Here is a 19,157-nt window from a genome sequence, read left to right on the forward strand (position 1 = left end):
GGCGGGTCAGTCGCGCCCCTGCCGGGGCGCCTCGCGCACTGGCCGGCCGTCACTGACCACCCAGCGCCCGCGCGCAGACCCACGCCCTTCCTTTCGGTCCTTGATCCGCTCCTGAGAGCGGTCGAGGACCTTCTGCACGCGCTTGCGCAGCTCAGGATCCGTCACACCGTTCCAACCGACCTGTGTGCTGCCGCTGCCGGCGCCGTCACTCATGGCCCCTCCTGGGTCGCCTCGTCGGTCGGCGTGAGCCGCTCGCTCAGGACAACCAAGAAGCTGTCCTGCTCATCAGTGTGCGCCCGGCGGTCCAGGGCTTCCAAGGCGAGGGTCACCCCGTTCTGGCCGAGTCCGGCAGCGTCCTCGTAGACCATCCGGTACATCGTCCACCAGCGGTCGTCCTCTCGGTCCTCGAGGGCGTTGAGGCGATCAGCGGCCGCCTGCGCCCGGTCGTGGTCACGACTCAGGAGGGCCTGGCGCTCCGTCTGGCGCCGGCCCTCGGCAGCCGCCCGGTACGCCACCCCGGCTGCCACGACAGCAGCGAGACCACCGAAGCCAGGTGAGACGACGAAGGTCCCGAGCACGCCGAAGAGGTGAGAGGCAGACGCCCCGGCCAGGGCCTCGTCCGGTGTCGCGAGGTCGACGATCACGACGGAGGCGACGAAGCCGATCACCAGGCCTCCGACCGCCCAGGGCCATCGGCGGATGGGCCGCTCGATCCCGTCCGCCTCGCCGTCAGTGGTCGTCTCGCGCTGCACGGCGATCGCTCGTCGGGCGGCTCAGGGGCGGGGCGGCGGGTAGTCGCGCGGGCGGCGCTCGTCGACGTACTCGACGCGGTCCGTCCGGTGCTGGCGCTGCGTGCTCTGCACGATGCCGAGCAGCAGCGCCAGGGCGCCGGCCGCGAGGCAGACGAAGCCGACGACGTTGAGGTTGACGCCGCTCACGGCGTCCGCGTCGACGGCGAAGCCGAGGATGCCGCCGACGACGAGCAGGAAGATGCCCAGTCCGATGCCCATGCCCAGCTCCGTCCGGCCGCCGGGGCGGCGCTGTCGGGAGCCCGCCGGTCAGCGGGCTCGCTGGTGGCCGATGATCGTCGCGGCGTCCGGGGCGCGCCACCCGGCCGTCGCCCGTCCGGGCGGCGCGGGAGCCCGACGGGCCCGCGCGCCACCCGGACGGGTGGCCGGAGCGGCGTCAGGGGCCGTCGTCCCCCGCGACGCGCACCCACGCGGACGTGCCGGGCGGCAGCGCACCGCCGGCGACGACGGCTGCGTCGCTCGCGAGCAGCAGCTCGCCCGCCGGCAGGGCCACGTCGACCTCGGAGAGGTTGGTGACCGACCGCCAGCCGCCCGGCCGCTCGAGGTGGAGCACGCCGGGCGCGTCGTCCGCCCACGTCAGGGCGTCGTCGTCCGTCGTCAGCTCTCGCCGCCGGCGCAGGGCCGCGCGGTAGAGCTCGAGCGTCGAGCCCGGCACGCCGTCCTGGGCGGCCACGGAGACGGCGCCGAACCAGTCCGGCTGGCGCATGCCGGGCAGCGCCCCGCCCTCGGGACCGAAGCCGAGCGTCGTGCCGTGGGGCGTCCACGGCAGGGCGACGCGGCAGCCGTCCCGTCCCTTCTCGGCGCCGCCGGAGCGGACGGCGATGGGGTCCTCGAGGGCGTCCCAGGGGATGTCGGCGACCTCGTGGAGGCCGAGCTCCTCGCCCTGGTAGAGGTAGACGGCACCGGGCAGCGCGAGCTCGAGCAGCAGGGCCGCGCGGGCGCGCCGCAGGCCCAGGTCGAGGTCGACGGGGTCGCGGCCGTCCGTCGTCACCCACGCCTTGGCGGCCTCCTGGGAGCCGGCGCCCCCGCGGGTCGGCACCCCGAAGCGGGTGGTGTGGCGCACGGAGTCGTGGTTGGACAGGGTCCACGTGGCCGAGGAGCCCGCCGCCATCTGCGCCAGGCCGCCGTCGATCGCCGTCCGCATCTCGTCGGCGTCCCAGCCGCAGGCGAAGAGGTCGAAGTTGAAGGCCTGGCCGAGCCCCAGCGGGTCGGCGTAGCGCGCCCTCCGCCCCGGGTGGACCGAGGCCTCCGCGACGGCGGAGCGCGGCGGGTCGTAGGCGTCGAGGACGTCGCGGCGCCAGGAGGCGTAGACCTCCTGCACCTCGTCGCGGTCCCACAGCGGGTGGTTGCCGCCCTCGCGGCCCGTCTCGAGGATCTCGACGTGGACGTCGAGGTGGCCGTCGACGTCCTTGACGAGCCCGTGCGCGACGTCGACCCGGAAGCCGTCGACGCCGCGGTCGGCCCAGAAGCGCAGCGTCTCGAGCATGTCCTCGCGCACCTCCTCCTCGGACCAGTCCAGGTCCGGCTGCTCGGGCGCGAAGATGTGGAGGAACCACTGGCCGGGGGTGCCGTCGGCCTCGGTGACGCGCTCCCAGGCCGGGCCGCCGAAGATCGACTGCCAGCTGCTGGGCGGCTCGTCGCCGCCGGGGCCCCGCCCGTCGCGGAAGACGTAGCGCGAGCGGGCCCTCGAGCCGGGCGGGGACGCGAGCGCCTCGCGGAACCAGGCGTGCCGGTCGGAGGTGTGGTTCGGCACGACGTCGACGACGACGCGGATGCCGGCGGCGTGCAGCGCGCGCACCATCGCGTCGAAGTCCTCGAGGGTGCCCAGGCGGGGGTCGACGGCGCGGTGGTCGTCGACGTCGTAGCCGCCGTCGGCGAGCGCCGAGGGGTAGAAGGGGCTGAGCCACACCGCGTCCACGCCGAGCGAGGCCAGGTGCCCCACGCGCGAGGTGACGCCGCGCAGGTCGCCGAGGCCGTCGCCGTCCGCGTCGGCGAAGCTGCGCGGGTAGACCTGGTAGACGACGGCGCGGCGCCACCAGTCGCGGGCGTCGGGCGAGGCGGGCGTGGGGGACGCCAGCGGCGCGCTCGCGGGGGTGCGGCGGGCCGGGGCGGTGGTGCTCGTCACGGGAGGGCTCCAGGCGGTCGGGGCGTGCGGGTCGTCGGTGGTGCGGTCGTCGTGGTGCGGTCGTCGGGCCGTGCGGTCGTCGGGCCGTGCGGGTGCCGGGGCGCTGCCTCCCCCCGGGGCGGCGCCGCGCGGGGGTCAGCCCTCGAGGGCCCAGGCGGACGCCGAGGGCCCGTGCGAGGGCAGCTCGACGACGCCGTCGCGCTCCACGGGGAGCGCCTCGCCGACCAGGGGCACGAGCTGGGCGGCCGAGCGCAGGCCGAGCGCGGCCAGCGGGAGGCGCACCGCGGCGTGGTCCGCGCGGGCGGTGTGCACGAGCACCCGCTGGTCGGCGTGCTCGCGCAGGTGCACGAGGACGTCGTCGCGGGCGGCGACCCACCGCAGGCCGCCGCGGCGCAGCGCGACGCAGTCCCGGCGCAGCCGCCCCCAGGTGCGGACGGCGTCGAGGGTCGGCGCGTCCCACGCCCCGGGGCGGTCCCAGGGCATGGGCGTCCGGGAGTGCTCGCCGTCGAGGCCCGTGAACCCCGCCTCGTCGCCGGCGAAGAGCGTCGGCACCCCGGGCAGGGTCATCTGCAGCGCGACCCCGACGACGGCGCGGTCGCGCCCGCGGCCCGCGAGGTCGGCCAGCCCGGTGCGCCCCCCACCGGTCACCGTGCGGAAGCGGGGCGTGTCGTGGGTGTCGAGGTGCGAGGTCGACGCCGCCCACGACCGCCAGGGCATCGCCGCGTGGACCGCGCGCATCGTCGCCACCACGTCGCCGCCGGGCTGCACCGGCACGGGGACCGGCCAGCCGAGGAAGGACAGCCCGTGCTCCTCCCCCGGCCCGCCGGGGTAGCCGCCGTTGAGCCAGGCCCACACCGGCCGGGTGAAGCCGGCGTAGTCCATCGCGCCGTGCCAGCCGTCGCCCACGAGGTCGGCCGAGGCGTCGTGGCAGTGCTCGGCGAGCATCCAGGCGCCGGGGCTCACCGCGTGCGCCGTGGCGCGGGCGAGGCGCGCCACCTCGACGGCGAGGTCGTCCGCGCCGAGGCGGCCCGTCATGTTGGCGACGTCGATGCGCCACCCGTCGAGGCCGCGGCGCAGGTGCTCGGCGACCACGGAGCCCGGCCCGTCCACCAGGCGCGCCCGCAGGGCCGCCGACGTGTGGTCGAGCTTGGGCAGCGTGTCGACGCCCAGCCAGGTCTCGTAGCCGATGGGGTCGTCGTCGAGGAAGCGGTAGTAGCCCGCCTCCTCCGACGACCGGTCGGCCGCCGCGGCGCGGAACCAGGGGTGCTCGACACCCGTGTGGTTGGTCGTGAGGTCGCCCATGACGCGCATCCCGCGGGCGTGCGCGGCGGCGACGAGCCGGCCCATCGCCTCGTCGCCGCCGAGCACCGGGTCCACGCGGTCGAAGGTCACCGCGTCGTAGCGGTGGTTGGAGCGGGCCTCGAAGAACGGGGTCAGGTACAGCAGCGAGGCGCCCAGCGACTGCACGTGGTCCAGGTGCGCGGCGACCCCGTCGAGGTCGCCTCCGAACCACTGGCGCGGCGTGCCCGGGCCCCGGTGCACCACGGCGTCGTCCCACGCGGCGGCGTCCGCCCAGGACGGCGTCGCCCGCGGCGTCCCGGAGCGGGCGAAGCGGTCGGGGAAGACCTGGTAGGCCACCTGGTCCGCGACCCACTCGGCCGGACCGGGCGAGGCGAGGAGGCGGAAGTCGGCGGCGTCGGTGACGTCGCGCGCGCTGGTGCCCTCCCCCGTGAGCCAGCGGTGCGCGGGGCGCCCGGCGGCGTCGCGCCCGGAGAGGAGGAAGCGGTAGCTCGTGACGGGGTTGCGCGCCTCGACCTCGACGCGGAACCACGTGCCCCCGGGCCCGCGGCCGTCGGGCTCCGCCGCCCGCAGCGCCGGCTCGCCGTCGCGCAGCTGGCGCACGTGCACCTGCCCGCCCCACGCCGAGCCGTCGGCCGCGTCGGGCACGAGCACCCGCACGGGCACGCGCTCTCCGAGCTCGGGCGCCGACGTGCCCGTCATCAGCGCCGAGCCGTCGTGGTGCGGCTCGCCGAGCAGGTGCCCCGAGGTGCCGCTCACCCCTTGACCCCCCCGGCCGTGATGCCGCCGACGATGAAGCGCTGCAGGTACTGGAAGAGCAGGACGACGGGGACCGCGGTCAGCAGCGCACCGGCCGCGAACAGGCCGAGGTTGTTGGAGCGGTCGTTCTCGATGACCGACCACAGGCCGACGGCGACCGTCCGCACGCCCGCCTCGCGCAGGAAGATCGAGGCGATGAGGAACTCGCTGATGACGCCGACGAAGGCCAGCAGGCCGGTGACGGCGAGGATCGGCTGCAGCAGCGGCAGCAGGATGCGGAAGAAGATCGTCGCGTGCCCGGCGCCGTCGACCGTGGCGGCCTCGTCGAGGGACTGCGGGATCGAGTCGAAGAAGCCCTTGATGAGCCACACCTGCGCGAAGGCGTTGCCGCACATGACGAGGACGTACCCGAGCAGCGTGTTGAGGCCGATGGCCGGGATGACGGTGCCGAGCTCGGTGAAGAGCAGGAACAGCGCGATCGTCGCGAGGATCTGCGGGAACATCTGGATGAGCAGCAGCGCCAGCAGGCCGCCGCGGCGCCCGCGGAAGCGGAACCGGCTGAAGGCGTAGGCGGCGAGGGCGCTGCACGTCACCTGGATGACGGTGACCGAGGTGCACACCGCGAGGGTGTTGAGCATCCACCGGCCGAAGGGCCGTGACGGTTCGCTGAACAGCGCCTGGAAGTTGACGAGGCTCAGCTCGCGGGGGACCAGGCTCGTCGAGACGACGCTGCCCAGCGGGTTGAAGGCCGCCGAGACGATGTAGAGCACGGGGAAGACGGCGAAGGCGACCGCCGCCAGGCCGACGGCGTGGCGCCAGCCCACCTCGCGCCACCAGCGGCCACGGCTCATCCGGTTCGCCGCCGGGGGCGTCGAGGGCGCGGAGGGGCCCGCGCCGCCCGGCGCCGCGAGGTGGCCGGGGCCGACGGGCGCACCCGTGCGGAGCTCCTGGCTGGTCATGTCAGATCACGTCCTCGAGGCGTCGGGTCAGGCGGAACTGCAGGGCGGCGACGACGCCCGTGATGACGAAGAGGAGCACCGCGATGGCGGAGGCGAAGCCGAACTGGGCGCCGCTGGCGCCGAAGGCGAGGCGGATCGTGTAGCTGATGAGCAGGTCGGTGCCGCCCGCGGTCGGGTTGTCCGGCGTGAAGGGCCCGCCGCCGGTCAGCAGGAAGATGGTGTTGAAGTTGTTGAAGTTGAAGGCGAAGGACGCCACGAGCAGCGGGGCGGTCGGGATGAGCAGCAGCGGGAAGATGATCGTCCGGAACCCGGTGAACCCGCTGGCCCCGTCGATGCCGGCGGCCTCCTTCAGGTCCTCCGGGATGGCCTGCAGCGCGCCGGTGACGACGAGGAACATGTAGGGGAAGCCCAGCCACAGGTTGGTGATGAGCACCGCGGCCTTCGCCGTGGTCTCGCCGCCGAACCAGTTGACGCCCAGACCCGTCAGGTCGTTGACGAGGCCGAAGTCGGTGTTCCAGAAGCCCGACCACAGCAGCAGCGAGATGAAGCTGGGGATGGCGTAGGGCAGCAGCAGGACCGAGCGGTAGACCTTCTGGCCGCGCACGCGCCGGTCGTTGAGCACGACGGCGAGGACGGTGCCCAGCGCGAACGTCGAGGCCACCGAGAGGGTGGCGAAGACGAGCGTCCACCCGAAGATGCCGACGAAGTCGGACAGGATGCGGGCGTCGGTGAAGGCGCGGACGTAGTTGTCGAAGCCGACGTCCGCGGCCCAGGACTGGTCGGACAGCCGCTGCCCGTCGGGGTCGACGTAGAACTCGCGGTCGCCCTGCAGCTCCGGGGCGTAGGTGACGCCCGTCTGCGTGTTCGTGATGGTCTCCGCGTCCTCGTCGTAGACGAGCGGCGTCGAGCCCTCGAAGGCCTGCCGGATGCCGAGCTGGCGGATGGCTCCGCCCTCGGTGGGGACCGTGAGCTCGGCCAGCGCCGCGCTGGCGTCGTTGACCTCCACCGGCGTGAGCAGCTCGTACCCGTCGGCGGCCGTGACGAAGCCGTCGGTGACGGTCGCGCCGGGCAGGGGCTCGAGCCCGTCCTCCGTGCCGACGGAGGCCTCCCCCGAGGCCGGGTCGACGAGGAGGAAGGCGAAGGGGCCCGCCGTCGGCGAGCCGGCCGTCCCGACCGTGAGGTTGTACCGGGGGGCGTCGGGCGTCTGCACCACGGAGGACCCGATGATCTGCGCGGTCGCCTCCTCCCGCGTGGCCCGGGTGCCGTCCCCGAGGTTCGTCAGCGAGACCTGGAACGTCGAGATGACCGGGTAGACGACGAAGCTGAGCAGGAGCACCGCACCGGGGAGCAGGTACTTGAGCGGGATGGCGCGCCGGGTCGCGTACACGGCGACGACGAGGACGACGAGCACCCAGAAGAAGACGAGGAAGCCCCAGCGCTCAGCGGCGACGAGCGCGGGCGTCAGCGAGACGACGGTGCTGAGGAGGACCGCGAGGACCGCGACCTTCAGCAGGAGGACGGGGACCGAGCGCGAGCCGACGGGCGGCGGGTGCGCCGCCGGGCTCTCCTGGGGAGCGGTGCTGAGCTGCTGCTGGACCACGTCGCCTCCTGGGCGGGGTCGGGCGGGACGGCGGAGGGCGCGACCGTGCTCCGCGCCGCCCGGGAAGGGGGCGCGGGGACGGGCGGCGGGGCACGGGGGGGGCGCCGGGGCGGCGGCGTCACCGCCCCGGCGCCGTCGGCTCAGCTGATGGCGGTGCGGATCGTCTCGCCGGTCGCGACCATCGTCTCGGCGCCGTCGGCGCCGCCGATGATCGCCGAGTACGCCTGGCCCAGGGGCTCGAAGACCGAGCCCATCTGCGGGATCGACGGCATGGGCTGACCGGCGCTGGCCGCGTCGAGGTAGGCCTGCAGCTGCGGGTCCGCCGCGACCTCCGACTCCTGCAGGGAGACGAGGCTCGGGGGGATGTCGGCCCCGTCGTACATCGTCTTCATGGCCTCCTCGGTGTTCACCGCGCCGCCGACGAACTCCTGGGCGAAGGCCTTGTTGGCGCCGTTCGAGGCCACGTAGAAGGCCTGGACGCCGGTGAAGGGCTGCGCCGGCTCGGCGCCCTCGAAGCCGGGGACCGCCTGGACGTCCCAGCCGAAGCCCGCGGCCTCGACGTCGGCGCGCGCCCACGGGCCGGAGAGCAGGTAGGGGGCCTGCCCGTCGGCGAAGAGGGCGATGGAGTTGTCGCCGCTGACCGAGCGGGTGAGCACGCCGGAGCCGCCCTCGCCGAGCTCCTCGATGCGCTCGCCCGCGGCCTGCGAGGCCTCGTCGCCCACCCCGAGGTCGGTCGGGTCGTAGCCGCCGGCGGGGTCCTGCCCGAAGACGTAGCCCCCGAGCGAGGTGTACAGGGGCTGCATGTGGTAGGCGTCACCCAGCTCGCCGACGGGCAGGTTGAAGGCCGACTCGACGGTCCCGGCCTCCTTGAGCTCGAGGCCGGTGGCGAAGGCCTCGTCCAGCGTGGCCGGGGCCTCCGGCACCAGGTCGGTGTTGCGGTACAGCACGAGCGCCTCGACGCCGTAGGGCAGGCCGTAGAGCTGCTCGTCGTAGGTGACGGCGTCCACGGCCACCTCCGAGTACTGGCCCAGCTGGTCGGCCGTGATCTGCAGGGGGTCGATCGCCCCGTTCTGAACCATGTTGCCGATCCAGTCGTGGGCGCCGACGACGACGTCGGGCCCGTTCGTCGCCGCGTTAGCGGTGACGAAGTTCGCCTGCAGGTCGGTGACCGCCTGGACGGCGACGGAGATGCCGTTGTCCTCGCCGAACTGCTCGGCGATCTCGGTGACGGCGCCGATCTTCAGCTCGTCGGTCCAGACGACGAGGTCGGCGTCGTCGCGAGCGGGGGCTCCGGTGGTCGCCGCCGCGTCCGGCTCGGCGGGGGCGGCGTCGGTCTCGGCGGGGGCGCTGCTGCCCCCGCCGCAGCCGGCGGTCAGGGCGGCGATGCCGACGGCCGCGACGGCCGCCCTCAGGGAGATGCGCATGGTGCTCCTCGGGATGTCCGGGTCGGCGCAGCGCGCTCCGATGGCTCCGTCGCCAGGGGGTCGGGGACCGTCACCGGTCAGCCGACGAGCGCCGCGCTGCGTGCAAGGACCATAGCAAGGAAGTTGCAGCCCACGTAAGAGGCTTGCGTGACGACGTCATCCCGCTTGCGGGAGGCCCTAGGGTCGAGGCCGTGAGGGTGAGGCTCGCGGACGTCGCCGTCCGCGCAGGGGTGAGCGAGGCGACGGTCAGCCGCGTCCTCAACGACAAGCCCGGGGTCTCCCAGGCGACGCGCGACAAGATCCGGTCGGTCCTCGACGTCCTCGGCTACGACGACCGCTTCCTGCCGGCGCCGGCGGCCGGCCTGGTGGGCATCGTCGTGCCGGAGCTGACGAACCCCGTCTTCCCCGCGCTCTCCCTCGTCGTCCAGACGCACCTGGCGCGGGCGGGCTACACGCCCGTCGTCTGCTCGCTCGTCCCGGGCGGCGTCCACGAGGCCGACTTCGTCCGGGTCCTGCTGCAGCAGAAGGCGTCCGGCGTCGTCTTCCTCTCCGGCGTGCACGCCAACACCGACGCCGACGCGCGGCCGTACGAGGACCTGCTCCGGCGCGGGATGCCGGCCGTGTTCGTCAACGGGTGGATGGACGGGGTGGACGCGCCCTTCGTCTCCACCGACGACGCCGCCGCCGTCGAGCAGGCGGTGGCCCACCTCGTCGGCCTCGGGCACGAGCGCGTCGGCCTCGCCATGGGCCCGCCCCGCTACGTGCCGTCCATCCGCAAGACGGCCGCCTTCCACGACGCCGTGCGACGCCACCTGGCCGGCGTGGTGCGACCCGGCGAGGTGGACTCCCTGGTCGTCCACACGCAGTTCCGCCTCGAGGGCGGCGAGGCCGCGGCCCGCGCCCTCCTGGACCGGGGGGCCACCGGCATCGTCTGCGGCTCCGACCTCATGGCCCTCGGCGCCGTGCGCGCCGTCCGGGCCCGGGGCCTCTCGGTGCCCCGCGACGTCTCCGTCGTGGGCTGCGACGACGGCCCGCTGCTCGACTTCACGGACCCGCCGCTGACGACCGTCCACCAGGACGTCGAGGCCGTCGGCACCGCGGCCGCCCGGGCGCTGCTCCAGGAGGTGCGGGGGGAGGGTGCCGTCCGCGGCGAGCTGCTCGTGCGCCCGCGCCTGGTCGTCCGCGGCTCGACCGCGGCACCGGCCGGCGCACCGGCCGCGGCACCGGCCGGGACGCCGGCGCAGGTGGCGCGGCCGCGACGGGCGCGCCGGCCCGGCTGACCGCGCAACCGGTCGGGCGGCGGGACGGACCGACGTCGGGGACGGGACGGGGACGGGGACGGGGACGGGGCCGATCGTTGCTCGGAGGGCCACCGCCGGACGCGCCGCGCTGCTAGACCTGCCCCATGGGAGAGCGCAACGTACTCGTGGCCGGGGTCGACGTCGGGGGCACCAACATCCAGGTCGGGCTCGTCAGCGGCGACCACGAGGTGCACGCCCGGGCGAAGGCCCTGACGCCGACGGCAGGGCCGGACGCCGTCTTCGACACCATCGCCGAGCTCGTCGCCTCGCTGGGCGGGGACCCCGTGGCGGTGGGCGTCGGCATCCCGGGCGTCGTCCACGCGGGCCAGGTGCTCACCGTGCCGAACCTGGTGGGCTGGGGCGGCGACGTCGACCTCGTCGGCGGCCTCACCTCACGGCTGCCCGCACCCGTCACCCTCGGCAACGACGCGAACGTCGGCCTCCTCGGCGAGTGGGTCGCGGGAGCGGCGCGGGGCGCGCGCGACGTCCTGGGCCTCTGGATGGGCACGGGCATCGGCGGCGGCCTCGTGCTCGACGGACGGCCGTACGAGGGCGCCCGCGGGTCGGCCGGCGAGATCGGGCACGTCCTCGTCCAGCCGGACGGGGCCCTGTGCGGCTGTGGGCGGCGGGGCTGCGTCGAGGCGTACGCGGGCCGACGGTCCATGGGCAGCAGCGTCGCGGCGATGGTCGAGGCCGGCTGGAAGACCGACCTCTTCGACATCCAGGACGAGGAGGAGAAGACCGGGCTCACCTCGAAGGTGTGGGCCCGGGCGCTCGCCGAGGACGACGAGCTCGCCCAGCGGATGCTGGCGTCGGCGGTCCAGCACCTCGGCGTCGCCGTCGGCTCGGTGGTCAACCTCCTCGACGTCGAGCTCGTGGTCGTCGGCGGCGGCATGCCGGAGAAGCTCGGGCAGGACCTCGCCGACCGGATCGAGGCCGCGGCCCGCCCGTGGATGCTGCGCCCCAGCCCCGACCTGCGCTTCGTCGTCTCCTCGCTGGAGGACGACGCGGGCGTGGTGGGCGCTGCGGCCCTGGCCCGCTCCGCCGTCATCGCGGGCTGAGGCGCGCGCCCTCACGCCTCCCCGGCGCCTCCTGCCCGCGGCAGCCGGCCCTGCCGCCACGCGGGCAGGTACAGCGGCGCGGCGAGCGCGAGGACGACGGCGCCGACCACCATGGCCGCGCTGAGGGACGTCCGGTCGGCGAGGGCGCCCAGGACCAGGGCGCCGACCGCGAAGCTGGGCTGGCTGACCATCGAGTTCAGGGACAGGACGACGGCGCGGTTGCTGCGGTCGGCCTGCCGGTGGAGCAGGCCGTTGTGCACGGGGTTGGAAGCGCCGTGGGCGGCGTAGCACGCGACGTAGGCGGCGACGAGCCCGACGGGGCCGGCGAGCAGCCCCATGCCGACCACGGTGCCGCCCTGGACGAGCCGCAGGCCGGCCGCGACGGGCGCCGGGCCGAGGCGTCGGGACAGCAGGGGCACGAGGGCGGCGCCCACGGCCGCGGCGGCCCACCCGGCGGAGGTGAGCGGTCCCATCCAGGTCCCGGCCCGCTCGACGCCGCCCAGGACCTCCGCCGCCCGGGGCGGCACGAGCGTCTCGAACGCCACCATCCCGAAGCCCCAGAACAGCTCGACGGCGACGAGCGCGAGCAGCACGCGCGAGGTGGTCAGCAGCCGCAGGCCCCGACCGACGCCGGCGGGGACCTCGCCCAGCGCCGCCCTCCACCGGTGGCGCCGGGCCCCGCCCGACGGGCGGTCCTCGCGGACGAGGAGGGCCACGGCGAGGCTGCTCACGACGGTCATGGCGAGGGCCGCGACGACGGGCAGCACGAGCGGCGCCCCGCCCAGCGCCCGGCCCGCCGCGACGAGGCCCCCCGACGCCAGTGCGCCGGCTCCCATCGCGAGGTTGAGCGCGGTCGCCCCGGCGCCGAGCCCGGCGGTGATGTCGGCCCGGGGGTCGTCGGCCTGCGCGGTGTCGACGTACCAGGCCTCGAGCGGCCCCGAGTCCAGCGCCCGCCACAGGCCCTGGACGGCCAGGGCGACGGCGAAGCCGGTCGCCGTCTCGGCGAGGGCGAGGAGCGCGAGCGAGGCGACGGCGACGCCACCGGCGAGCAGGAGCACGGGGCGCCGTCCGGCGGCGTCCGCCAGCCCGCCGAGGGGCAGCTCGGCGCCGAGGACGACGAAGCCCTGGACGGCGACGACCGCGCCGACCTGGCTGAGGCTGAGCCCTCGCTCCTGCGCCAGGAGGACCGTCACCGGGGCCACCAGCCCGGTGGGCAGCCACCGCAGCGCGACGAGGAGCACGTACCGCCGTCGGGCAGCGGCGGCGGTCACCGCCGGAACGCGTGGTAGACGAACATCACGCCTTCGGCGTCCGGGTCCTCGCGGTCGCTGAGCCGCGCGTACCTGCTCGCCAACGCGTGCAGGTCCTCGCGCAGCTGGGCGAGCTGGTCGGCCCGCAGGTGCAGGAGCTCGTCGCCGCTCGCCGCGGCCGCGACCCACTCCCGGGGCAGATGCGCCTCCCGCGCGAGGTAGTCCTCGAGCACCTGCGCGTAGCGGCGGTGGACGGTGGCGCGCAGGACGTCGAGCGCCGCCCTCGCCTCGGGGTCGTCGACGACGTCGAGGACGTCCCAGCGGCTCCTCTCGTGCGTAGCCCGGTACCACCGCTCGCGGCGGCTGCGGGCGAGCTCGGGCGCCTCGGCGACGAAGCCGTGCTCGGCCAGGACGCCGAGGTGGTAGCTGACCGACCCGGGCGCCTCGTCGACGACGCCGGCCAGGCCCCCCACGCTCCTCGGCCCCTCGGCGCGCAGCTCGCCGAGCAGGCGCAGCCTCGTGGGGTGCGCCAGGGCTCGCATCGACCCCGCGTCGCGGACGTGCTGGGACCCGCCGGGCTCCGCCATGCGCGCACGCTAACGAACAAGAGGCCTCGTACAACGTCTCTTGCGATCGATCGACGTCCCGCTCGACCGCCTCGTCGTCGTGGCGGACGGGCTCCGGGACGGGGTCGGCGCCCTAGGTTCGAGGGCGACCCCCGCCCGCCCCCCAGGACCGGAGCCCCGCATGGTCGACGTCGTCCTCTTCCACCACGTCCAGGGCCTCACGTCGGGGGTGCGCGCCCTCGCCGCCGAGCTGGCCGGGTCCGAGCACACCGTCACGACGCCCGACCTGTACGCCGGACGCACGTTCGACAGCATCGAGGAGGGCTTCGCCCACCTGGGGACCCTCGACCCCGCGGCCGTCGAGCGCCAGGTCGACGACGTCGTGGCGGCCCGCCCGGGGCCGGTGGTCCTCGCGGGGATCTCCTGGGGCGTCACCCACGCCCAGCGCCTCGCGCAGACCCACCCGCAGGCGCGCGCCGCCCTCCTCCTCGAGGCGTGCTTCCCCGTGGGCGAGGACGGCTTCGGCCCGTGGCCGGAGGGGCTGCCCGTCCAGGTCCACGGCATGGACCGGGACCCCTTCTTCGCCGCCGAGGGCGACCTCGACGCCGCGCGCGAGCTCGTCGCCCTGGCGGGCCCGCAGCACGGGGAGGTCTTCACCTACCCCGGCGACCGGCACCTCTTCGTCGACAGCTCCCTCCCGTCGTACGACCCGGCGGCGGCCGCCCTGGCCGTCGGACGGGCCCGGGGCCTGCTCGCCCGCCTCTGACGGCCGGGGTCGGCGGCGCCGCTCGGCCCCCCGCGGCCCCCCGCGGCCCCCCGCGGCCCTACCGTTCCGGGCGTGGAGGACGTGCTCGTGGCAGCCAGGGCCGGCTACGACGCCGTCGCCGCCGACTACGCGCGGCTGGTGACCGGCCTCGGCGGGGAGTCCGAGCTCGAGCGGGCGATGCTCGCCGTCTTCGCCGACCTCCTGCAGCGCGAGGACGCACCCGCCGGCCCCGTCGCCGACCTCGGCTGCGGCACAGGACGGCTGACCGCCCACCTGCACGACCTCGGCCTCGACGCCCTCGGCGTCGACCCCTCCCCCGGCATGCTCGCCCAGGCCCGCGCAGCGCACCCGCACCTGCCCTTCAGCACCGGCACGCTGACCGCGCTCGACCTGCCCGACGCCTCCTGCGCCGGCGCGCTGTCCTGGTACTCCCTGCTCCACCTGCCCCCCGAGCACCTGCCGACGGCCTTCGCCGAGCTGGCCCGCGTGCTGCGGCCGGGCGGGCTCCTGCTCCTCGGCTTCCACGTCGGCAGCGGGCACCGCGTGATCTCCGGGGCCTACGGGCCGCCGGTCGACCTCGACGCCTGGGACATCACGCTCGAGACGGCCGTCGAGCTCGCCGTCGGCGCCGGCCTGCAGGTCCACACCCGGCTCCAGCGCCGACCGCTCGGTCGCGAGAAGCGCGACCAGGCGAGCCTCCTGTGCCACAAGCCGCGCCGGGGCTGAGACGCGACCCGCGCCCGGGAGCGCCGGCCCGCTGACAGACGAGGGCCCCGCAGCGGCTGCTGCGGGGCCCTCGACGCGGGGGTGCGGGAGGTCAGCCGACCGTGATCTCCACGACGGCCTCCTGGCCCGAGACGGCGCCGGTGGCGACCATCTCGTAGGTGCCGGCGGCGGCGCGGCGCGGGATGCGCACCACGGTGCTGCCGGCGCCGTCGGCGCCCGTGCGGACGCGGGCGACGCGGTCGCCGTCCAGCGTCACGGTGACGGCCTCACGGGCCTCGAAGCCCGTCACCTCGACGGCGACGCGGTCGCCCGCGGCCACCTCGGTGCCGGCGAGCACCAGCTGCGGGCCCTCCACCGGCGCCTCGCCGACCGTGGCGCGGCCGGTGTAGTCCTCCGGCGACAGCGGGCTGCGCTCCCGCAGGTAGGCGGAGAAGGCCTCGAAGTCGATCAGCCCGGTCAGCTCGGTCTCCCCCTCGGCGAAGGCGGTGAAGTTGTCGCCGCCCGAGGCGAGGAAGCTGTTCGTCGCCACGCGGTACGTGGCGCCGAGGTCGATCGGCTCACCCGAGACGCGGATGCTGCTGACGATGATCCGGCTGCCCTCGGGGGCCTCCGGGTCGTAGGACCAGGTGAGCTCCTCGGACGCGCCGAGCGCGAGGAACGGCCGCGACGACCCGGCGGGCTGCCACTGCTGCTCCAGCACCCGCACGAGCTGGGCGCCCGTCAGCGGCACGACGACGAGGTCGTTGGCGAAGGGCGTCACCGCGTTGGCCTCGGCCAGGGTGACCACGCCGTCCGCGCCGTAGAGCAGGTCGGCGCGCAGGCCGCCCGGGTTCACGAGCCCCAGGTCGGCGTCCTCGACGGGGTTGAGCGTCGTGCCGTAGACGTAGGAGTCGGCCACGAGCCCGCCGAGGGCGGAGTAGCTGCCGCGGTCCTCGGCACCGGCCGCGGTCCGGGCGCGCGTGATGTCGGCCGTGACCGAGCCGAGCACCTCGCTGCCGACCTCGTCGGCGTAGGCCTGCGCGGCGGCGACGGTCTCGGCGACCTCGGCGACGCGCGGGTAGGTGGCGACGAGCTGGTCGGCGGGCGTCTCGGTCAGGGGCAGGTTCTCCCCCGTCGACGCCGTGACGTCGCCGGTGGCGCGGTCGACCTCGAGGACGACGCGGCCGAGGTTCTCGGCGTAGGAGCCGGTCTGGACGACCGGACGGGTGCCCTCGCCCCCGGGGAGCGGCGCGTCCCACACGTACTGCTGGTGGGTGTGGCCCGTGAAGATCACGTCGACGTCCGCGCTGACCCCGGTGACGATGCGCGCGAAGGCGGTGTCCTGGGCCAGCTGCTCCTCGGGGGTGCTGGTGCCGGCGCCCTCGGGCGCGCCCTCGTGGGCCGACAGGACGAGGACGTCCGCCTCGTCGCCGGCGCCGTCGGTGAGCGTCTCGACCACGCGGTTCGTCGCCGCGACCGGGTCGCCGAAGGTGATGCCCTCGATGCCCGAGGGGGACACCAGCGAGCGGGTCTGCTCGGTGACGACGCCGATGACGCCGATCGTCACGCCGTCGACCTCGTGCAGGGAGTACTCGGGCAGGGCGGGCTCGCCGTCCGCGCCGTAGACGTTGGCGCCGAGGATCGGGAAGTCTGCCAGGCCGGACTCCCCGTCCACGCCGACCCGCTCGAGCAGGTCGTCGAGGCCGCGGTCGAACTCGTGGTTGCCGACGGCGCTGGTGTCCAGCCCCATCTCGTCGAGCACCTCGATCGTCGGCTCGTCCTGCTGGACGGAGGAGACGAAGGGCGAGGCGCCGATGTTGTCGCCGGCCGACAGGAACAAGGAGCCGTCGACGTCCTCGCGCGCCCGCTGCTCCTCGACCGTGCCCGCGAGGGCGACGGCGTCGCCGAGACGGCCGTGGAAGTCGTTGATGCCGAGCAGCTGCAGCGTGCTCGTGCCCTCCGCACCGCCGCCGTCGCCGCCACCGGTGTCGAGGCCGACGACCGTCGGGTCGTGGTCGGAGGAGCGGTAGGCGTCCGGGGCGTACCAGGGCAGGTAGCCGTCGTACTGGTAGGCGTAGGACTCGTCGGCGTTGATGTCCCAGACGTCGGCGCCGGTGACGCGCCCGGCCAGCGCCGGGGAGGCGAAGACGTGGTCGAGGCTGCCGGTGCGGCCGCTGAAGACGTAAGTGTCGCCGGCGTCGTAGGCGCTGCCGAGGTCGACGTACCCGGCCTCGCGCAGGACCTGCAGCGGGTCCTCCTGCGTGTAGGAGTTGAAGTCGCCCAGCAGGACGACCTCCTCCGGGGAGCCCTCGAGCCCGTCGACGAACTCGACGAGGCGCTGCGCCTCGGCGACGCGGGTGGCGTTGCCGTTGCCCTGGCCGTCGCCGGTGTCCTGGTCGCCCTCGCGGGGCGGCTGCGGCACGGAGCCCTTGGACTTGAAGTGGTTGACGACGGCGGTGAACTGGACGTCGCCGGCGCGGAAGGCCTGCGCGAGGGGCTGGCGGGCGCGGCCCACCCACTCCTCGTCGTCGTCCACGACCGACTCGCCGACCGGGGTCACCGCGGCGGGCTGGTAGATGAAGGCGTTGCGGATGACGTCCTGGTCCTCCACGGGCGGCAGCTCCGCCGGGGAGGGCACGTACGCCCAGGTGCCGGCGCCGGCCGCCTCGTTGAGGGCTTCCACCAGCGTGGCGAGCGCCTCGTCGCGGTCCTCGCCGAGGGCCGCGCCGTTCTCGATCTCCTGGAGGGCGACGACCTCCGCGCCGAGCGCGCCGATCGCGGAGACGATCTTCGCCTCCTGGCGCTCGAGGCCCTCGGGCGTGTCAGCCCCGCGGGCCTGACCGCCGAAGGTGGTGAAGTAGTTGAGGACGTTGAAGGCCGCGACCCGGACGTCGCCGCCGACCTCTGCGGGGGCCGCGGTGCGCGGGTTGGCGTCGTCGAAGGAGGCCTTCCCCGTCGTGGCCGCGGTGACCGGCGTCGTCGGCTGCAGCCGCCAGAAGTCGTAGCGGTAGTCGAGGACGTAGGAGGCCTCGCCGAAGCCGCTGACGCGGTCGCCGACCCGGATCGGGTCGTCGGCGCCGCCGTAGCTGGGCTCCTCGCCGGCGTTCGCCAGGTTCGTGCTCCGGCCGTCGTCGAGCAGGACCTGCTGCGCGGCGTTCTCGGCCTCGTAGGCGCGCGCCGCCTCGCCGGGCTCGACCACGTCGGTGGCCTGGCGCAGGACCTCCTCGCCCGCGGCGAGGGCGACCTCGCCGAAGCGGTTGAGGTTGTATACCTCGGTGACCGTCCAGTCACCGGTGGCCTCCACGAGCATGCCCTCGTAGCGCTCGCGGTCGAGGTCGGCCAGCTCGGCGCTGTCGAGGACGACCGGGTCGGGCAGGTCGACGTCCAGGGCGCAGACGGCCACCTCGTCGGCCACGACCTGGGTGAGGCCGGAGAACTCGGCGACCTGGCCGCCGATCTGCACGCGCTCGCCGATCGACAGGCCGCGCACGGGCGAGCCCTGGGGCCCGAAGACGTTGACGGCCGTGGACGCCTCGCCCGGCGCGGCGGCCGGGTCCTGGACGAAGAGGCTGCCGAAGCCGTCGGGCGAGGACGTCACGACGCCCTCGACGACGACGTCCTGGCCGACGAGCGGGCTCTCGTCTCCGGTCCCCTGGACCTCGGTGATGGGGGTGAGGCCGTCGGTGACGCACTCGACCGGCTCGGGCTCCGGCTCTGGCTCGACCTCGGCGTCGTTGCGCACGCCGAAGGTGCTCGTGTCCGTGGCGACCCACGTGCCGCGCAGCCTCTGGAGCGAGGCCCCGACCGGCGTGGTGCCCGTCTGCTCGACGCCGACGTCGGTCGACGTGACGGTCGCGCCGGCGAGGGCGGCGCTGAACACGCCCTCGTAGGAGAGGAACTCGACGAGGGCGCCGCTCGCGTCGAGCAGCGCGATGCCGTCGGGCGAGCCGTTCTGCAGACCGGGGAAGTCGACGACCACGACCCCGGACTCGCCGACCACGCCCGGCAGGGGCACGGACCCGTAGACCTGGCCGTTGGCGCCGTTGACGCCCACCACGGTCCAGCCGGTGAGGTCGGTGCCGGGCTCGGCCTGCACCTCCACGCGCTCGCCGACGTCGGCGCCCGCGTTGTCGTAGTGGAACTCGCTGATGAAGGGGCTGCCCGGCGGGGCGGGGACGGCGACCGCGGGTGCGGCCAGCAGGGCGCCACCCACCAGTGCGGCGGTGGCGGCGGCAGCAGCGCGGGCTGCCGGTCGTGGTGCTCGTGGCACGGAGGTCCTCCGGTGTCGACGGCGTGGGGCTGCCCGCCGGTCGGCGGGCGTCGGGTCCGCCGCGCCCGGGCGGCACGAGCCGTCCGAGGTGTGGCGGGAGCACGGGGCGCGGTGGAGACTGCCCCGTCCGGGTGAACAGCATGTGACCGCGGCGCCGGATCCGGAAGGCTTCGCCCCGACTCCGATGGAGCGGTCGGCGTCCGAGGAGTCCCGGCGGCGACAGGTCGTGACGGCGAGCACTCACCGTGCTCGGCCGCCGAGAG

General features: G+C 75.3%; 15 protein-coding genes. 4 read left to right on the top strand and 11 right to left on the bottom strand.

All coding sequences use genetic code 11. From position 1 onward, the window contains the following. Window positions 1-6 precede the first annotated feature (6 nt). The 8 genes from Q0848_RS06430 to Q0848_RS06465 all read right to left on the bottom strand — a co-directional run bounded on the left by Q0848_RS06430 (window position 7) and on the right by Q0848_RS06465 (window position 8,975). On the bottom strand, window positions 7-213 hold the full coding sequence (locus tag Q0848_RS06430; RefSeq protein WP_299036169.1) for a hypothetical protein: 207 nt from the start codon (window positions 211-213) through the stop codon (window positions 7-9). Beyond that, window positions 210-752, bottom strand: a complete 543-nt coding sequence (locus tag Q0848_RS06435) for a hypothetical protein (RefSeq protein ID WP_299036171.1) — start codon at window positions 750-752, stop codon at window positions 210-212. The genes Q0848_RS06430 and Q0848_RS06435 overlap by 4 nt, the downstream gene beginning before the upstream one ends. 21 nt (window positions 753-773) lie before the next feature. Continuing rightward, window positions 774-1,010: a DUF6458 family protein gene (locus tag Q0848_RS06440; protein ID WP_299036172.1), complete on the bottom strand. Its 237-nt coding sequence runs from the start codon at window positions 1,008-1,010 to the stop codon at window positions 774-776. A gap of 175 nt (window positions 1,011-1,185) precedes the next feature. After that, window positions 1,186-2,886 carry a glycoside hydrolase family 13 protein gene (locus tag Q0848_RS06445; RefSeq protein ID WP_366146458.1) on the bottom strand — a complete coding sequence of 567 codons (1,701 nt, stop codon included), beginning with the start codon at window positions 2,884-2,886 and terminating at the stop codon, window positions 1,186-1,188. A gap of 183 nt (window positions 2,887-3,069) precedes the next feature. Next, on the bottom strand, window positions 3,070-4,992 hold the full coding sequence (locus Q0848_RS06450; RefSeq protein ID WP_299036176.1) for a glycoside hydrolase family 13 protein: 1,923 nt from the start codon (window positions 4,990-4,992) through the stop codon (window positions 3,070-3,072). Further along, entirely contained in the window at window positions 4,989-5,843 is an 855-nt protein-coding gene (locus Q0848_RS06455) for an ABC transporter permease subunit (RefSeq protein WP_366146459.1), read from the bottom strand. Before Q0848_RS06455 ends, Q0848_RS06450 begins: the two co-directional genes overlap by 4 nt. 109 nt (window positions 5,844-5,952) lie before the next feature. Beyond that, a complete protein-coding gene (locus Q0848_RS06460) occupies window positions 5,953-7,551 on the bottom strand; it encodes an ABC transporter permease subunit (RefSeq protein WP_299036181.1) in 1,599 nt (532 codons plus the stop codon). 140 nt (window positions 7,552-7,691) lie between these two features. Beyond that, window positions 7,692-8,975 (bottom strand): extracellular solute-binding protein, encoded by a 1,284-nt coding sequence (locus Q0848_RS06465; protein ID WP_299036183.1) that lies wholly within the window; start codon window positions 8,973-8,975, stop codon window positions 7,692-7,694. 191 nt (window positions 8,976-9,166) lie between these two features. On the opposite strand from Q0848_RS06465, the gene Q0848_RS06470 reads away from it, so the two are divergent. Beyond that, complete coding sequence (locus Q0848_RS06470) at window positions 9,167-10,255, top strand: LacI family DNA-binding transcriptional regulator (protein ID WP_299036185.1); 1,089 nt, start codon at window positions 9,167-9,169, stop codon at window positions 10,253-10,255. Window positions 10,256-10,380: 125 nt separating this feature from the next. Further along, a complete protein-coding gene (locus Q0848_RS06475) occupies window positions 10,381-11,337 on the top strand; it encodes an ROK family protein (RefSeq protein ID WP_299036187.1) in 957 nt (318 codons plus the stop codon). A gap of 11 nt (window positions 11,338-11,348) precedes the next feature. Here the strand turns inward: Q0848_RS06475 and Q0848_RS06480 are convergent, their stop codons facing one another. Both Q0848_RS06480 and Q0848_RS06485 read right to left on the bottom strand, forming a co-directional pair. Next, window positions 11,349-12,608 (bottom strand): MFS transporter, encoded by a 1,260-nt coding sequence (locus Q0848_RS06480; RefSeq protein ID WP_299036188.1) that lies wholly within the window; start codon window positions 12,606-12,608, stop codon window positions 11,349-11,351. Next, window positions 12,605-13,174 carry a helix-turn-helix transcriptional regulator gene (locus Q0848_RS06485; RefSeq protein WP_299036190.1) on the bottom strand — a complete coding sequence of 190 codons (570 nt, stop codon included), beginning with the start codon at window positions 13,172-13,174 and terminating at the stop codon, window positions 12,605-12,607. The genes Q0848_RS06480 and Q0848_RS06485 overlap by 4 nt, the downstream gene beginning before the upstream one ends. Window positions 13,175-13,253: 79 nt before the next feature. Here Q0848_RS06485 and Q0848_RS06490 point away from each other — a divergent pair, with 79 nt between their 5' ends. Next, window positions 13,254-13,919: a dienelactone hydrolase family protein gene (locus Q0848_RS06490; RefSeq protein ID WP_299036445.1), complete on the top strand. Its 666-nt coding sequence runs from the start codon at window positions 13,254-13,256 to the stop codon at window positions 13,917-13,919. A 72-nt stretch (window positions 13,920-13,991) separates the two neighbouring features. Then, window positions 13,992-14,645: a class I SAM-dependent methyltransferase gene (locus tag Q0848_RS06495; RefSeq protein WP_299036192.1), complete on the top strand. Its 654-nt coding sequence runs from the start codon at window positions 13,992-13,994 to the stop codon at window positions 14,643-14,645. A gap of 91 nt (window positions 14,646-14,736) precedes the next feature. Here Q0848_RS06495 and Q0848_RS06500 read toward each other — a convergent pair whose 3' ends face one another. Continuing rightward, on the bottom strand, window positions 14,737-18,894 hold the full coding sequence (locus Q0848_RS06500; protein ID WP_299036194.1) for an ExeM/NucH family extracellular endonuclease: 4,158 nt from the start codon (window positions 18,892-18,894) through the stop codon (window positions 14,737-14,739). Between the last annotated feature and the right edge of the window lie 263 nt (window positions 18,895-19,157).

The organism is uncultured Pseudokineococcus sp. (assembly GCF_947495735.1).
In the GTDB taxonomy this organism is placed as follows: Bacteria; Actinomycetota; Actinomycetes; order Actinomycetales; family Quadrisphaeraceae; genus Pseudokineococcus.

Coding starts and splice junctions, on each gene's coding strand:
- Q0848_RS06430 (WP_299036169.1), bottom strand. CDS start 213: ATGAGTGACGGCGCCGGCAGCGGCAGCACACAGGTCGGTTGGAACGGT.
- Q0848_RS06440 (WP_299036172.1), bottom strand. CDS start 1,010: ATGGGCATCGGACTGGGCATCTTCCTGCTCGTCGTCGGCGGCATCCTC.
- Q0848_RS06455 (WP_366146459.1), bottom strand. CDS start 5,843: ATGAGCCGTGGCCGCTGGTGGCGCGAGGTGGGCTGGCGCCACGCCGTC.
- Q0848_RS06465 (WP_299036183.1), bottom strand. CDS start 8,975: ATGCGCATCTCCCTGAGGGCGGCCGTCGCGGCCGTCGGCATCGCCGCC.
- Q0848_RS06475 (WP_299036187.1), top strand. CDS start 10,381: ATGGGAGAGCGCAACGTACTCGTGGCCGGGGTCGACGTCGGGGGCACC.
- Q0848_RS06485 (WP_299036190.1), bottom strand. CDS start 13,174: ATGGCGGAGCCCGGCGGGTCCCAGCACGTCCGCGACGCGGGGTCGATG.